Source organism: Azorhizobium sp. AG788 (assembly GCF_004364705.1).
GTDB classification, from domain to species: Bacteria; Pseudomonadota; Alphaproteobacteria; order Rhizobiales; family Xanthobacteraceae; genus Azorhizobium; species Azorhizobium caulinodans.
Window position 1 is genome coordinate 253,178 of the sequence record NZ_SOBM01000006.1, and the last position, 14,395, is coordinate 267,572.

17 protein-coding genes are annotated in these 14,395 nt (G+C 68.5%); 8 read left to right on the forward strand and 9 right to left on the reverse strand.

What is annotated here, in order from left to right; all coding sequences use genetic code 11:
- Positions 1-207: 207 nt before the first annotated feature.
- From DFO45_RS17200 to DFO45_RS17210, 3 genes are read left to right on the forward strand one after another with little or no spacing between them, the layout of a single operon-like run.
- The gene (locus DFO45_RS17200; RefSeq protein ID WP_245518154.1) at positions 208-2,370 is read left to right on the forward strand and encodes a PBP1A family penicillin-binding protein; all 2,163 of its coding nucleotides are present in this window, start codon (positions 208-210) and stop codon (positions 2,368-2,370) included.
- A 10-nt stretch (positions 2,371-2,380) separates the two neighbouring features.
- A complete protein-coding gene (locus DFO45_RS17205; RefSeq protein ID WP_012169629.1) occupies positions 2,381-2,956 on the forward strand; it encodes a DUF1214 domain-containing protein in 576 nt (191 codons plus the stop codon).
- The gene (locus tag DFO45_RS17210; protein ID WP_012169628.1) at positions 2,953-3,576 is read left to right on the forward strand and encodes a DUF1254 domain-containing protein; all 624 of its coding nucleotides are present in this window, start codon (positions 2,953-2,955) and stop codon (positions 3,574-3,576) included. The genes DFO45_RS17205 and DFO45_RS17210 overlap by 4 nt, the downstream gene beginning before the upstream one ends.
- Positions 3,577-3,582: 6 nt before the next feature.
- Here DFO45_RS17210 and DFO45_RS17215 read toward each other — a convergent pair whose 3' ends face one another.
- The 5 genes from DFO45_RS17215 to DFO45_RS17235 form a co-directional block, all read right to left on the reverse strand.
- Complete coding sequence (locus tag DFO45_RS17215; RefSeq protein WP_133865839.1) at positions 3,583-3,777, reverse strand: hypothetical protein; 195 nt, start codon at positions 3,775-3,777, stop codon at positions 3,583-3,585.
- A gap of 119 nt (positions 3,778-3,896) precedes the next feature.
- Complete coding sequence (locus tag DFO45_RS17220; RefSeq protein ID WP_133865840.1) at positions 3,897-5,036, reverse strand: NAD(P)/FAD-dependent oxidoreductase; 1,140 nt, start codon at positions 5,034-5,036, stop codon at positions 3,897-3,899.
- A gap of 87 nt (positions 5,037-5,123) precedes the next feature.
- A complete protein-coding gene (locus tag DFO45_RS17225) occupies positions 5,124-5,468 on the reverse strand; it encodes a DUF1491 family protein (RefSeq protein ID WP_043878948.1) in 345 nt (114 codons plus the stop codon).
- A complete protein-coding gene (locus DFO45_RS17230) occupies positions 5,468-6,388 on the reverse strand; it encodes a peptidoglycan-binding protein (protein WP_133865841.1) in 921 nt (306 codons plus the stop codon). The genes DFO45_RS17225 and DFO45_RS17230 overlap by 1 nt, the downstream gene beginning before the upstream one ends.
- Positions 6,385-7,842 (reverse strand): HAMP domain-containing sensor histidine kinase, encoded by a 1,458-nt coding sequence (locus DFO45_RS17235; protein WP_133865842.1) that lies wholly within the window; start codon positions 7,840-7,842, stop codon positions 6,385-6,387. Before DFO45_RS17235 ends, DFO45_RS17230 begins: the two co-directional genes overlap by 4 nt.
- 251 nt (positions 7,843-8,093) lie before the next feature.
- Here DFO45_RS17235 and DFO45_RS17240 point away from each other — a divergent pair, with 251 nt between their 5' ends.
- Together DFO45_RS17240 and DFO45_RS17245 are read left to right on the forward strand one after the other, a co-directional pair.
- A complete protein-coding gene (locus tag DFO45_RS17240; protein WP_133865843.1) occupies positions 8,094-8,516 on the forward strand; it encodes a DUF5330 domain-containing protein in 423 nt (140 codons plus the stop codon).
- A 94-nt stretch (positions 8,517-8,610) separates the two neighbouring features.
- Positions 8,611-9,045 (forward strand): SufE family protein, encoded by a 435-nt coding sequence (locus DFO45_RS17245; RefSeq protein ID WP_133865844.1) that lies wholly within the window; start codon positions 8,611-8,613, stop codon positions 9,043-9,045.
- Between the two features lie 12 nt (positions 9,046-9,057).
- Here the strand turns inward: DFO45_RS17245 and DFO45_RS17250 are convergent, their stop codons facing one another.
- The 3 genes from DFO45_RS17250 to DFO45_RS17260 all read right to left on the reverse strand — a co-directional run bounded on the left by DFO45_RS17250 (position 9,058) and on the right by DFO45_RS17260 (position 10,344).
- Positions 9,058-9,468, reverse strand: a complete 411-nt coding sequence (locus tag DFO45_RS17250) for a DUF805 domain-containing protein (protein WP_245518155.1) — start codon at positions 9,466-9,468, stop codon at positions 9,058-9,060.
- A gap of 67 nt (positions 9,469-9,535) precedes the next feature.
- The gene (locus DFO45_RS17255; RefSeq protein ID WP_245518156.1) at positions 9,536-10,054 is read right to left on the reverse strand and encodes a DUF6456 domain-containing protein; all 519 of its coding nucleotides are present in this window, start codon (positions 10,052-10,054) and stop codon (positions 9,536-9,538) included.
- A gap of 8 nt (positions 10,055-10,062) precedes the next feature.
- Positions 10,063-10,344 (reverse strand): helix-turn-helix domain-containing protein, encoded by a 282-nt coding sequence (locus tag DFO45_RS17260; RefSeq protein ID WP_133865846.1) that lies wholly within the window; start codon positions 10,342-10,344, stop codon positions 10,063-10,065.
- 356 nt (positions 10,345-10,700) lie between these two features.
- On the opposite strand from DFO45_RS17260, the gene DFO45_RS17265 reads away from it, so the two are divergent.
- Positions 10,701-10,967: a hypothetical protein gene (locus DFO45_RS17265; protein ID WP_245518157.1), complete on the forward strand. Its 267-nt coding sequence runs from the start codon at positions 10,701-10,703 to the stop codon at positions 10,965-10,967.
- 87 nt (positions 10,968-11,054) lie between these two features.
- On the opposite strand, the gene DFO45_RS17270 is transcribed toward DFO45_RS17265, so the two are convergent.
- Positions 11,055-11,471 carry a MucR family transcriptional regulator gene (locus DFO45_RS17270; protein WP_043878942.1) on the reverse strand — a complete coding sequence of 139 codons (417 nt, stop codon included), beginning with the start codon at positions 11,469-11,471 and terminating at the stop codon, positions 11,055-11,057.
- A gap of 371 nt (positions 11,472-11,842) precedes the next feature.
- Between DFO45_RS17270 and msrB the strand changes: the two genes are divergently transcribed.
- The gene (msrB, locus tag DFO45_RS17275; RefSeq protein ID WP_133865847.1) at positions 11,843-12,274 is read left to right on the forward strand and encodes a peptide-methionine (R)-S-oxide reductase MsrB; all 432 of its coding nucleotides are present in this window, start codon (positions 11,843-11,845) and stop codon (positions 12,272-12,274) included.
- On the forward strand, positions 12,264-14,360 hold the full coding sequence (locus DFO45_RS17280) for a S9 family peptidase (RefSeq protein WP_245518158.1): 2,097 nt from the start codon (positions 12,264-12,266) through the stop codon (positions 14,358-14,360). The genes msrB and DFO45_RS17280 overlap by 11 nt, the downstream gene beginning before the upstream one ends.
- The last annotated feature ends 35 nt before the right edge of the window (positions 14,361-14,395 follow it).

A 14,395-nucleotide genomic window follows, 5' to 3' on the forward strand; every position in this document is an offset into this window, starting at 1 on the left:
GGGGCGGGAACCATGCCGGGACGCAGGCGTTGCCGTGGCCGGCGGCGCATCCTACATGAGCGTCGTCGCAGTCCCGGGCGGGGGCCTCCGGCACGGAGCTGGTTGAAGCGTACCGCAGCGGCGGGAGCGCTTTCCTCCTGCGCCGGTTCGCCTTAGGTTCAGAGCGGCCGCGACGGCGCGGCCTCCAAGAAGATCGGTTCCCGGCCAGTGAGCGAAGGCGAGCAGAACCCGTTCCGGAAACGGCTGCGCAACGCGCTGCTGGATCTCGATTCCCGCATCGACAGCGGGATGTACCGGCTGGGCGATCTCACCCGCCGGGCGGTCACGAATTATTCCGCCTTCATGGAGCGCTTCTCCCTGAGCGGCATCCCGCGCTTCTTCGTCGGGATGGCCTCGGAAGGCTTCACGCTGGGCAGCGCCGGTTTCGTCGTGCTGCTGGCCCTTGCGCTGCCGGCCTTCCAGGAAACCTCCGACGACTGGCTGAAGCGCACGGAACTCGCCGTCACCTTCCTCGACCGCTACGGCAATCTCGTGGGCGAGCGCGGGGTGAAGCAGAACGACACGGTGCCGCTGGAGGAAATCCCCGACACCCTCATCAAGGCGACGCTCGCCACCGAAGACCGGCGCTTCTACGAGCATTTCGGCATCGACGTCGCCGGCACCCTGCGTGCCCTCGTCACCAATGCGCGGGCCGGCGGCGTGCGGCAGGGCGGCTCCTCGCTCTCCCAGCAGCTCGCCAAGAACCTGTTCCTCTCCAACGAGCGGACCATCGAACGCAAGATCAAGGAGGCCTTCCTCGCCCTGTGGCTGGAAAGCCGCCTGACCAAGAGCCAGATCCTGAAGCTCTATCTGGACCGCGCCTATCTCGGCGGCGGCGCCTATGGGGTGGACGCGGCGGCCCGCTATTATTTCGGCAAGTCGGTGCGCGAGGTGAATCTGGCCGAAAGCGCCATGCTGGCGGGCCTGTTCAAGGCCCCGACCAAATTCGCGCCGCACATCAACCTGCCCGCCGCCCGCGCCCGCGCCTCCACCGTGCTCGACAATCTGGTGGACGCCGGCTTCATGACCGAGGGCCAGGTGTTCGGCGCCCGTCGCAATCCGGCGACCCCCATCGACCGGCGCGACGAGGGCGTGCCCGACTATTATCTCGACTATGCCTTCGCCGAAGTGCGCAAGTTCGTGGACACGCTCCCCAAGAGCGTGACCGAGCGCAATTTCGTGGTGCGCACCGGCCTCGACCCGAACATCCAGAAGGTGGCGGAAGCAGCCCTCGACCAGTCCCTGCGGGAATATGGCAAGGACTACAAGGTCACGCAGGGCGCCATCGTCATCATGGAGCCGAACGGCACCGTGCGCGCCATGGTCGGCGGGCGCGACTATGGCGAGAGCCAGTTCAACCGCGCCACCGACGCCCTGCGCCAGCCCGGCTCTTCCTTCAAGCCGTTCGTCTATACGACCGCCTTGCTCGGAGGCATGAAGCCCACCTCCACCGTGGTGGATGCGCCCTATTGCAACGGCAACTGGTGCCCGCAGAATTACGGCCGCAGCTACATGGGCACCATCACCCTCCAGACCGCGCTCCAGCATTCGCTGAACACGGTGGCGGTGCGCCTCGGCGACAAGTTCGGCCGCACCAACATCGCCGCGCTCGCCCACAAGATGGGCCTCACCACCAAGCTCGAAATCTCCCCGGCCCTGCCGCTCGGTGCCGCCGAGGTGACGCTCATCGACATGGCCACCGCCTATTCGGTGTTCGCCAATGGCGGGCGCAGCGTCTATCCGCACGCCATGGTGGAGATGCGCATCGGCAATGGCGAGGTGGTCTGGCGGTTCGACCGCGACGCGCCCAAGCCCGTGCAGATCCTGCCGCCGGACATCATCGACGAGATCAACCCGATGCTGAACAACGTCATCGAGAACGGCACCGGGCGGCGGGCCCGCCTGCCGGGCATCAAGGTGGCGGGCAAGACGGGCACCACGAACGCCTATCGCGATGCCTGGTTCATGGCCTTCACCGGCAATTACGTGGGCGGCGTCTGGTTCGGCAATGACGACTACCAGTCCATGAACAAGATGACCGGCGGCTCCCTGCCCGCCATGACCTGGCAGAAGGTCATGGCCTATGCCCATCAGGGCATCGAGCTGAAATACATCCCCGGCATCGGCAACGCCCCGGCGCCCAAGCTCGACCAGCCGCCGACGCCGCTGGTGGTGCCGGGCCTTGAATCCGCCGAGCGGCCCATCACCCTCTCGCCGAAATCCGCCGCCAACCTCGCGCGCCTCGAACGGCTGCTGAAGGAGGCGCCGCCCTTGCCGGCGCGGCCCGCCGGCCCCACCGCTTCCGCCGCGCCGCTCGGCCGGACGAACTGAAGGCCGGCCCGTGCGTCCGCTCTCCCTCGCCGTCTGCCTCACGGCCGCCGCCGCCCTCGGCCTCGGCGGCACCTGGCTCACCGTCACCTCCTCGCGCGGCATGGATCTGGTGCGGGCGGGCGCCTGGGAAGGCTGGCCGCGCTCCGGCACCACGCAGGCCGATCCCTATGCCCGCGCCTTCATCGCGCGCTCCGGCGAACTGCCGCTGGAACTGGCGGACGGCCTATTGTTCCTCGCCCGCCAGGACAGCGCCGGCAAGCCGCTGGACGGCCGATGCGTGATCCGCATCACCGGCCGCCTGCCGCAGGCGCGGCTCTGGACGCTCACGCTCATGGACGGCAAGGGCCAGCCCATTCCCAACGAGGCCCGGCGCACCGGCTTCACCTCCGCCGAACTGCTCTACACCGACAATGGCAACATCAACGTCGTGCTGAGCCCCGAGGCCCGTTCGGGGAACTGGGTGCCCACGGGCGCGCAGCCGCATGTGCAGGTGGCGCTCCGGCTCTATGACGCGCCCTTCAGCTTCGCCTCCGGCGCCGTCGAAGATGCGGTTCTGCCCCGCGTGACGACGGAGCGCTGCCCATGAGCCTGCGCTTTGACGGCTATCGGCGGACCTCCCGCCTCGGATTGGCCAATCCCTGGCGCTGGCGCATCCCGGCGCGGGCGGAGCGCCCCTCGCTCCTGCTCGCGCTCGCCATCATCCTCGTGCTGGCGGGCATGGTTCACCTCGTCTCCATCCTCGCCATGCCGCTGCTCTCCGAGCGTAACGCCTTCCGGCGGCTGGCGGCGGACCGGCCAGTCAATGAGATGGTAGCGCTGAAGGGCACGGGCGACGTTCTGCCGATGATGGATCCGGCCTTCGTCTATTCCGTCTGTCTCTATGACCTGTCGAAGGAGCCACTGAAGCTGCGGGTGCCGGCAACCGCCGACTACACCTCGGTGTCGTTCTACACGGCGCGGGGCGTCGGCTTCTACGCCCTGAGCGACAAGGCGGCGGGCAAGGTGATCGAGCTCGATCTCATGACGCCGGCCCAGAAGGCGGCCATTCCCGAGGACGAGGAAATCACCGCAGCCGACCGGCTGGTGGTGGTGTCGCCCTCCACCACGGGCATCGCGCTGGTGCGCGCCTTCACCCGCGACCGGGACATGCGGGACATGGTGCGCGGCCAGCTCAATGCCGCCACCTGCGGGCCCGCGCCCGGCTGATCGGGGTCAGCGATTGCCCGTCAGGAAGAAGCTGAACGGCAGCGGCGGGCGGCTGACATCGGCGGGGCCCATGCCCATCGGCGCGTCCCCGTGGCGCTCCACGCGGATCACCGGCAGGATGAAAATCTGGGCGGCGCCGTCCTGCACCCGCGGGGGCATGGCGGCGCGGCGATCGAGGGGAAAGGGAACCACGGTCGTCATGTTCGGACCTCCGGATCTCATGACCTGAGAACGTCGATCCGACCGGAAGGTTTCGCGAAGCTTGTTCTTGGGTGTAGGTCCAATCTGGTGCAACCTTCAGCCCATCTTCGCGCGCCCGCTCAGGCGGCGAGCGCGGTGGGCTCCACGAGGCCGCGCACGCGCTCGCCGATGGCGAGAGACGAGGTGAGGCCGGGGCTTTCGAGGCCGAACAGGCCGACCAGCCCCTCGACGCCGTGCTGGGCAGGGCCATGCAGCAGGAAGTCCTCCTGCGTGCCGCGCGGCGCAAGCTTGGGCCGCACGCCGGAATAGTCCGGCACGAGCGAGCCGTCCGGCAGGTGCGGCCAGAAGCGGCGCACATTGGCGTAGAAGCTTTCCGCCCGCGCGGGATCCACGGAGAAGTCCACCGCATCCGGATCGCCCGTGTTCAGCCATTCCACGTCGGGGCCGAAGCGCATGCGCCCGGCGAGATCGAGCGTCACATGGGTGCCGAGGCCGCCGTCGATGGGCGCCGGATAGATGAGGCGCGAGAACACCGGCTTGCCGGAGTAGGAGAAATAGGAGCCCTTCGCCAGCACGAGGGGGTGGATGGCCGAGATGTCATAGCCCTCGATGCGGCCCGCCACCTTGTGCGTCCACGGACCGGCGGCGATCACCAGCGAGCGGCAGGTGAGCGTGAAGGGACCGTCCGGCGTGTCCACGTCCAGCGTGAAGCGGCCCGGCGCAGCGGTGCCCCGCCGCACGCTGTGGCGCAGCAGCACGGCGCCGCCCGCCGCCTCCACCTCGCCCTGGAGCGCCAGCATGTAGCCGTGCGTATCGATGATGCCGGTCTCGGCCACATGGAGCGCCGCCACCGCCTTCAGCGCCGGTTCCAGCGCCATGGCGGCGGCGCCTGTGATGAGATCGGTGTTCTCGACGCCGTTCTCCTTCGCCCGCACCGCAATGCCGGCGATCTTCTCAGCCTCGGCCTCGTTGGTGGCGACGATGAGCTTGCCGCACTTGTTGTGGGCGATGCCGTGGCGCTCGCAATAGGCATAGAGCCGCCGACGGCCCTCGACGCAGAGGAGATGGCGCAGGGTGCCGGTGGTGTAATAGACGCCGGAGTGGATCACCTCGCTGTTGCGCGAGGAGATGCCGCTGCCGATGGTCGGGCCGGCTTCCAGCACGAACACCTCGCGCCCCGCCCGCGCCAGCGCCGCAGCGCTGGCCAGGCCGACGACACCCGCGCCGACAACCACATGATCGAGTTCAATGACGTCCATGGCACACCGGGAATCCAAATCGGCGACAGGCTAAGCCGTGGGATGCCAAAGGGAAAGCTGCACCGCAGCGTCAGGGCGGCGGAAATCTCAAGCTTTTGCGAGATCAAGGAAGCTGCGGCCGTCCCGGTCCTCGATCTCCACCAGCCACAGATCGGGATCGAAGCGCACTTCCTTCTGGATGCGCGCCTCCACGTCCGCCTCGGGGGTCCCCGGCCCGAGGATGGGGCTGAACAGGCGGTCAGCAGGAAAGCTCTCGTCGATCTCGCTCTGCGGCGCCGGGCCGTAGAAGGCGGCGGTGCCGTCCAGCGGCGCCACCTTCACGAACACCGCTCCCGCCTCCTCCGCGCCCTTGCGGCGGACGACAGCATAGGCGCCCTCCACCTGCGCGCGGCGGATGAGGGCCGAGACGAAGATCGCGCTCTTGAGCCGCATCACTCGATGGCCGTGCCGGAGACGGTGGAGAGTTCGCGCACCAGACGGTCCGTGATCTCGCCATCCACCGGCAGGCCGCGATCGCGCTCGAAGCGCTGCACCGCAAGGCGCGTCTCGGGCGACAGGCTGCCGGTCACCTTGAGCGGGCCATAGCCGAGGCGGGCCAGCGTCTTCTGCACGCCGAGCACACGGTTGGGCCTGGCCACCTCGCCCGGCGGCCGAAGCGCGCCGGTGATGTCGCCGCCGCCCACATTGGCGGGCGGCAGCATGGCGTTGGAGGCAACCGGCGTACGGCGGATCTGCGCCAGCAGAGCGTCGCTCGCGGTGCCCGTCACCTTTAGGCGCGCGCTCTGCTCATAGGCACGGATGGCCGCTTCCGTCTTCGGGCCGGTGAGGCCGTCGGCCGGGCCGTCATAGAAGCCGCGCCGCGAAAGCTCGCGCTGCACGTCCGCCACCACCGGCTGGGGCTGGCGGGGCGCCGGCGCGGCAGGCGCGCCGCCGGTGATGAGGGCGGCGATGGACTGGGGCGGTGCCGCGGGCGGCACGGCGGCGGCCGGCGGCGCCGTGGCGGCGAGAAGCTGCGGCTGGAGCTGCGCCTGCGTCGGCACCGGAGCCGCCGGGGCGACATCGGTATCGCTCGCCCTGGTGCCGGCCAGCAGGGTGCGCGGATCGATGGTCAGGCGCTTGCCGATGGCCTCCGGCAGCGCGAGGCCGAACATGAAGTTCGAACGGTTGCCGTTCTGCAGCGAGAAGATGTTGACCAGCACGCCGACGGTGCAGGCCACCAGCAGCGCGCCCGCCATGGCATCGAGCCGGCGCCGCCGCTTCAGGCTGCGCTCGGCCTTGAACGCCTCGAACGCGCCGGCACCGGCAAGGTCATCCGCCTCGGTCTCGGCCGGGCGCCAGAATGCGAGCCTCATGCGATCCGGCGCCCCTCATTGTCCTTGCGGCCGGCCTCATCGGTGATGGCCCGCGCGAAGGGCGAAACAACGCCCGACGACCGCCGCACCGGCAGGCTGATGGTGACGGTGGTGCCGCCTCCGACGCTGCTCGTCACCTCGAAGGCACCGTCATGCAGCTTCACGAGGGCGCGCACCACGGCGAGGCCGAGGCCGCTGCCGCGCGCCCGGCGCTCCGCGTCGCCCGCCTGGAAGAAGGGCTCGCCGAGCCGCTCCACCTCAGCCGGCGACATGCCGGCGCCGCTGTCGCGCACGCTCAGGGACACGACGCCGTTCTGGGCCGAGACATTCACTTCCACGAGGCCGCCGTGCTCGGAGAACTTCACGGCATTGGAAAGCAGGTTCAGCGTCATCTGGCGCACGGCCCGCTGGTCGGCCATGGGGCGCGGCAGGCGGGCGGGCAGAAGCGTCGTCACCTTGATGTTGCGGCGGGCGGCATCGAGACCGACCATCTCCACGCAGCCATCCACCAGATGGGCCATGTCGATGTGCTCGAAGGAAAGCTCATAGGCCCCCGCCTCCACCCGCGACAGGTCGAGGATGTCGTTCACGACACCGAGGAGATGCTGGCCGCTCTCATGGATGATGCGGGCATAGTCTTCCTTGCGGCGGGCATCGATGCGCTGCTCGGTGTCGGTGGCGAGCAGTTCGGAAAAGCCGAGGATGGTGTTGAGCGGCGTGCGCAGCTCATGGCTCATGGCGGCGAGGAAGCGGCTCTTGGCCAGGTTCGCGCGCTCCGCCTCGGTGCGGGCGCGGTGGTCCTCTTCCAGCTGCATCTTCACCGCATGGATGTCGCGCCAGTGGGCGCGGGCGCGGTCCTCGCCGGCGGGGACGCAGCGCAGTTCCATCCACACGAAATCGGGGGCCTCGCCCTCGCCCTCGCAACGCAGGCGCACCTCGCACACGCTCTCGGTGGCCGAAAGGCCATGGGCCGCCGTGGAGAGGGCTGCGAGGAAGGCCGGCCGATCGGGCACCAGCACGCGGTCGAACAGGCCCTGCCCCAGCCAGGCATCCTCCGGCACATGGGCGCGGGCGGCATCCGCATGCTCCAGCCCCAGCACCTCGCCGCCCCGCCCGTGCAGGGTGACGAGCGCCAGATCGACGCCCATCATGGAACGGTCGAGCCGCTCGGCCGCCAGAGACAGGCCAGCGGCGACGGCGGACAGAGCGGCGCTTATGAGGCCGCAGCCGAGCAGCCAGCCGCCTTCCGGCAGGCCGGTCTCCGAGAGCCCGAGCGCCGCCGCCAGCAGCAGCCCGCCCCCCGCCAGCGCGCACATGAAGGCCAGCGCCCCGAGCGCGGCGGCGCTGTGGCGGCCGACCCCGGCCAGATCACGCAGCGACGTGCGGACGCGACCGGATCGCGCCGCGTCCGGCCGCGCGTTGAGGCTGCCTGCACCCTGCCGTTGATCGCTCAAGACCCAATCCATGTGCCCACCGTGCGACCGGCGCCCGCGGCGCCCTTGCATGACGATGGGAGAGAGCCTGACACGGAAGGCTTTAAGGAAGGCTAAGCGCGCAGCGCCATCACGGACGCGATCAGCGTTAACGATGTCTTGAAAAGAAGCGGTGGCAAACGGGTCCCCGCCGCTGCCCCGCGCGCCCGGCTTTGCTACTTTCAAGGGTAAGCGCCCGGCCTCAGGAGGCTGGCCGGGGCCGTGAGGATCGGATGTTCTTCCTGCTGCGAATGGCCTTCTGGCTGGCCCTCATCCTTCTGATCCTGCCCATCGGCGTCACCAGCGACGGCGGGCGGCAGATCGGTGCGTGGCAGGCCTTCACCGCCGTGCAGGCGGCCATCAACGATGCGCGCGGCTTCTGCCAGCGCCAGCCGGATGCCTGCGCGGTGGGCGGCGAAATGCTGGACCACATGGCGGAGAAGGCGCAGGCGAGCGCCAAATGGGTCTATGACGCGATCGGCGCCCACAAGGCCGATGCGGGCACCACTCCCGCCGCGCCCCAGCCGTCTGCCGCAAAGGAAGGCAGCGCTTCCCACGACCTGACCCCTCAGGACCTCGCGCCCGCCTGGAGCCTGGAGCCGCAGCGCGGCGCGCCCGCCCCCGGCATGCCCCTGCCCCCGCGCCGTCCCGCCTGATCTCCCGCACGCTTTCGCAAGCGCCTGCTGCCGCCTATATGAGGCGGAACGCGCACCCGTGCGCCCGGCCAGACGACGAGAACGGACACTTTCCATGACCAAGCCCAAGACCGCCGAAGACCTGATCGAGGACTTCGAGCTTCTGGACAATTGGGAAGACCGTTACCGCTTCGTGATCGAGCTCGGCCGCAGCCTGCCGGACCTGCCGGAGGACCTGCGCACGGAAGCCAACAAGGTGCAGGGCTGCGCCAGCCAGGTGTGGCTCGTGGGCGCGCGCCGCGACACGGCGGATGGACCGGTGCTGGAATATCGGGGCGACTCCGACGCCCATATCGTGCGAGGCCTCGTGGCGGTGCTGCTCACCGTGCTCTCCGGCCATACGGCCAAGGAGATCCTCGAGACCGACGCGCTGGCGGTGTTCCGTCGCATCGGGCTCGAAGGCCATCTCACGCCGCAGCGCTCCAACGGCCTGCGCTCCATAGTGGAGCGCATCCGCGCCGACGCCCGGGCCGCCCTCGCCACCGCCTGAGCGGCAGAGCCCTCAGGCCGCGACACCCTGGGCACCGGCGCCGTAGGGATCGGCACCATAGCGGTTGGGGCCGGGCGTGCCCCGCTGCAGCGCGAAGATGAAGATCACCAGGATGCCGATCACGGTGATCTCCAGCAGCAGCCACCAGCCGGTGCGGCCGATGTCATGCAGCCGCCGCACCGAGACGGCGAAGCTCGGCACCAGATGGACCAGGAGAACCACGAGGCCCACCGGGCCCTGATGGTCGAGACCCGTGCCGAACACCAGAAGGTCCGCCACGGAGGCGGCCAGCGACAGCACCACCAGCACCAGATGGAACACCCAGTATTCCTGCCGCGCGGCGCGGCCGGAGAAGGTGCCGTATTTGCCCATGGCCGCGAGATAGCCGTCCATCCATGCCCCCACCACGTTCGGACCACCCATGATGACCCCGCCCCATGGCTGATGGTCAAGCGGTGGAATGATCCGGCCTGCCGCGATGCACAGCCGATCACTCCCCCGCATGCCAGGCCCGCGTCGGCGCCGTGCCCCGTCCCTGCGCCTGCGAGGCAAGGCCGTAGTGACGGGCCAGCCGGTCGAGACCCAGCCCGAGCACGACCTTCGCGGTGCGCGGCGGCCAGCGCCGCTCGCTTTCCACGGTTTCCAGACCTTTCAGAAAACAGCAAACATCGACGACAGTACCCGAGAGTTCCGGACCCAGCGCGCGCATCGCCAGCGCGAAGCGCGTCTTGGCCGCAAGCACCACGTCGCTGAAGCTGCCGGGGCTGCCCGCGGCACCGGCCGCCCCCGTGCCGAGCGCCGACCAGTTGGCGGTGACGCGGGGCGTGAGGCCGGCCTGCGTGAAATCCCGCCGCAGCCGTTCTCCGGCGCCCTGCTGGGCCGGAGTGATCAGTGGCGTGCCGTCGCTCCCCTTGCGGCGGGCGAGCCAGTCGAGCGGGCTCTCATCGGTGACGACGGGAGCGGCGGTGCGCGCAGGCGGGTGGCGACCGGCGGCCGCACGGCGGGGCATGGCCCGGCTCATCGCGCGGCCACCCAGCGCAGGCCTGCCTCCAGCACGGTCACGTCGCCGTCGAAGGCCGGCACCTCCCGCCGCTCCTCGATGCGCAGGCAGGCATGCGCCACCGTCCGGCGATCGCGCCGGAAGCCTTCTGCCACCTGACTTTGCGTCAGGCCCAACGCCACATGGGCGAGATACATGGCAAGCTGGCGGGCGCGGGCCACCGGGGCACTGCGGTCGCAGGTGGCCAGCATCTCCTGCGCGAGAGCGGCATCGTGGCGGGCCGCCGCCAGTGCCGCCATGCGGCACAGCAGCGAGAGATCCGACCCGGAGCACCGCAGGCGGCGGGATGTCGCCGGAGCCTCCGTCTCCCCTGCCGAGGGACCGAACCACGGTTCAACTCCAGGACTGACCCTCACAGGCAGCAAGCAGGCCCCATCCATCGCGCACCTCCCAATATAGGATAAATTTCCTATAACGTGACACACGGAAACGCAAGGGGGATAAGTCGGCAGCACTGGCCACCAGCCCCTGACGGCGAAACGTGTTTATGGCAAGGGCTGGCAAGCCGCACACAGGCGAGGGATGCGGCTCAAGAATAGGAACTTATCCCCCTGATCGGCAGGCCGGCGCATGCTGGAGGAGAAAGGAACACTCCATGCCTCCCCGTCCCGACCGCCACCGCATGTCCGCTCCGCCCACCAATCCGGCCCAGCGGCCCCGGCGCCCACGCATCCGCGGCTTCGCCGCACGGGAGCGCGAGCAGGACATCGGCCTGCGCATGGAGGCCCTCAAGGTCTTCACCGCCGGCGCCCCCGCCGCAGCGCTTCGGGCCGTGCGCCGGGCCGCGCTGACCGGCATCGGCTACGATCCCGTGCGCCATGCGGCCTTGTGCCGCCTTGCCCGGGGCCGCACCTACCCCTGAGGCCTTCCGGAAGATGAGCGGCCCCAAAAGAAAAGGGCACCGCGGCGGAAGGCCGGGTGCCCTTTTGGCATAACGTTCGGCAAGCGCTCAACGACGGCGGCGACGCTGCTGGCCGAGGCCCATCTGCTTGGCGAGTTCGGAGCGGGCGGCCGCGTAATTGGGGGCGACCATCGGATAATCCGGCGGCAGGGCCCACTTCTCGCGATACTGCTCGGGGCTCATGTTGTACTGCGTGCGCAGGTGGCGCTTCAGCGACTTGAACTTCTTGCCGTCTTCGAGACAGACGATGAAATCCGGGGTGACGGACTTCTTGACGGGCACCGCGGGCTTCAGCGGCTCGGGCGCCGGCTCACTCTCGCCCTTGGAGACACGCTGGAGCGCTGCATGAACCTCATTGATGAGGTTGGGGAGGTCTGCCGCCGCGACCGAGTTGTTGCTGACGTAAGCGGAGACGATATCCGCAGCCAGCTCGATGTAGGTGGTCGATTCCGTAGCTTCGCTCATGGGTCTTTCTTCAAGTTTGGAAACAAATTTCACAACGGCGTGCTGACCGCGACGGGAAAATTCGAGCTTGCGCCAAACGCGCGGATATCGCTGCGAGAGCGCTGCGATTCGACGGGCGCCACTCATGCCTACCTATGTTGATCTGCCATGAATTGCAAGTTCATTTTGGCGTGTTTCAACGTTCTTCTTCCCTGCTCTTTGGAAACGGCGCTCCACCATGCGAGAGCACTACAACCTGCAAAGACCACGCGTTCGTTCCACCATCCGCGACGCGCGGTTGGTTGCCGCCGGTTACCGCACACCTTGCCACGGCGCCCGCTGATGCCTACCTCTGAGCACAAGAATTTGCGCCAATAAGTACAGAGGCGACCATGACCCAAAAGGACTCCCCGGAGAAGATCGAACGTTCGGAGGAGGAGTGGCGCGACGCCCTCACCCCAGAACAATATCGCGTGATGAGACAGCACGGCACCGAACGGGCCTTCACCGGTCCCTATTGGGACGAAAAACGGGCCGGCATCTACGAATGCGCTGGTTGCGGAGCAGCATTGTTCAATTCGGAGACCAAATACGACTCCGGCAGCGGATGGCCCAGTTTCTACGCCCCCGTCAGAGCAGATGCAGTCAAGAGTGTCGAAGATCGATCTCATGGCATGCATCGGGTGGAGATCCGATGCGCACGATGCGATGGTCACCTCGGCCATGTCTTTCCGGATGGACCGCGGCCGACAGGTCTGCGTTTCTGCATGAACGGCACCGCACTGCACTTGTCTCCCGCCGATGAGAACACACGTGACGCCTGATCTTCCCGAGGCTCCCCGCCGTCCGACCGCCCGCACGCTGCACGGCGTCACGGTCCATGATGATTACGCCTGGTTGCGGGCCGACAACTGGCGCGATGTCATGCGTGATCCTGCGCTCCTGCCCGCCGACATCCGCACCTACCTCGAAGCCGAGAACAGCTATTCTGCGCACTACTTTGCCGCCTATGGAGAGCTGAAGGAGCGACTGATCACGGAAATGCGCGGACGCATCAAGGAAGATGATGCGAACGTTCCATCGCCGGACGGCGCCTTCGCTTATTATTCCCGCCACCGAACGGGGGGACAGCATCCGCTCATCTGCCGCAAGGCCCTGCCCGACGGCGCGGAGGAGATCCTGCTGGACGGCGACAGGGAAGCGGACGGCAAGGCCTATTTCCGCCTCGCGCCTGCGCGCCACAGCCGCGACCACGCCCGGCTCGCCTATGCCGCGGATGAGGCGGGCTCGGAACTGTTCACCTTGCGGGTGCGGAACCTTGCGACCGGCGCCGACCTGCCCTTCAGCATTGCGGATACCACCGGCGACCTGCTCTGGGGCGGTGACGGCGAGACCCTCTATTACATCCGCCGCGACGAGGAACACCGTCCCTCCATGGTGTTCCGTCACCGCATCGGCACGCCGCCGGAGAGCGACGAACTCATCTATCAAGAACCTGACAAGGGGTTCTTTGTTTCACTGGGTGAAACCCAGTCGGGGACTTTCGGCCTCATCGCCTGCGGCGACCATGAGACGTCGGAAGTTCATCTGCTCGACCTCGCCGACCCGTCCGCCACACCCCGCCTCGTCGCCGCGCGCACCGTCGGGCTGCGCTATGACGTGGAGCACCATCCCGATCTCGGCGGTGCCGATACCCTCATCCTGCTCACCAATGCGGACGGGGCCGAAGACTTCAAGCTCGTGACAGCTCCGACCGCCGCGCCGCAGAAGGAGAACTGGCGCGATCTCGTGCCGCACCGTGCCGGGCGCATGATCCTGTCCCACACCGCCTACCGGCATTTCCTGGTCCGCCTCGAGCGGGAGGACGGCCTCCCGCGCATCACGCTGCGGGCGCTGGCAAGCGGCGAGGAGCATGCCATCGCCTTCGCCGAGGAGGCTTATGGGCTCGGCCTCAACGGCGGCTATGAGTTCGATCCGAAAAGCCTGCGCTTCACCTATTCCTCCATGACCACCCCGGCTGAGGAATGGGATTACGACATGGCCGCGCGCACCCGCGTGCTGCTGAAGCGGCAGGAGGTGCCGAGCGGGCATGACCCGGCGGCTTATGTGACCCGCCGCCTGTTCGCGACGGCCGCGGATGGTGAGCAGGTGCCCATCTCCCTGCTCTACCGCGCTGATACGCCGCTCGACGGCAGCGCACCCTGCCTGCTCTATGGCTATGGCGCCTACGGCATGTCCATGCCGGCGAGCTTCTCCACCACCCGCCTGTCGCTGGTGGACCGGGGCTTCGTCTATGCCATTGCCCATGTGCGCGGCGGCACGGAGAAGGGCTGGCACTGGTATACGGACGGCAAGCTGGCGAAGAAGACCAACACCTTCACGGACTTCATCGCCGCCACCGAACATCTGGTGCAGGCGCGCCTCACCCGGCCGGAGAAGATCGTCGCGCAGGGCGGCTCGGCGGGCGGCATGCTCATGGGCGCCATCGCCAACATGCGGCCGGACCTGTTCGCGGGCATCGTCGCCGAGGTGCCGTTCGTGGACGTGCTCGCCACCATGCTGGACGACACGCTGCCCCTCACCCCTCCGGAATGGCCCGAATGGGGAAATCCGATCACCGATCCGGATGCCTTCCGCACCATCCTCGGCTATTCGCCCGTGGACAATGTGACGGCCCAGGCCTACCCGGCGCTCTTCGCGCTCGCCGGCCTGACCGACCCGCGCGTCACCTATTGGGAACCGGCCAAATGGATCGCGCGGCTGCGGGCGGCCAATACCGGCACGGCACCGATCCTGCTCAAGACCAATATGGAGGCGGGCCATGGCGGCGCCGCCGGCCGGTTCGACCGGCTGGAGGAAGTGGCGCTCGTCTACATCTTCGCGCTGAAGACGGCCGGCGTCATCGCCTGACCGTCGCAAGAACGGGCGGTGCCGGTCCTTCGAGG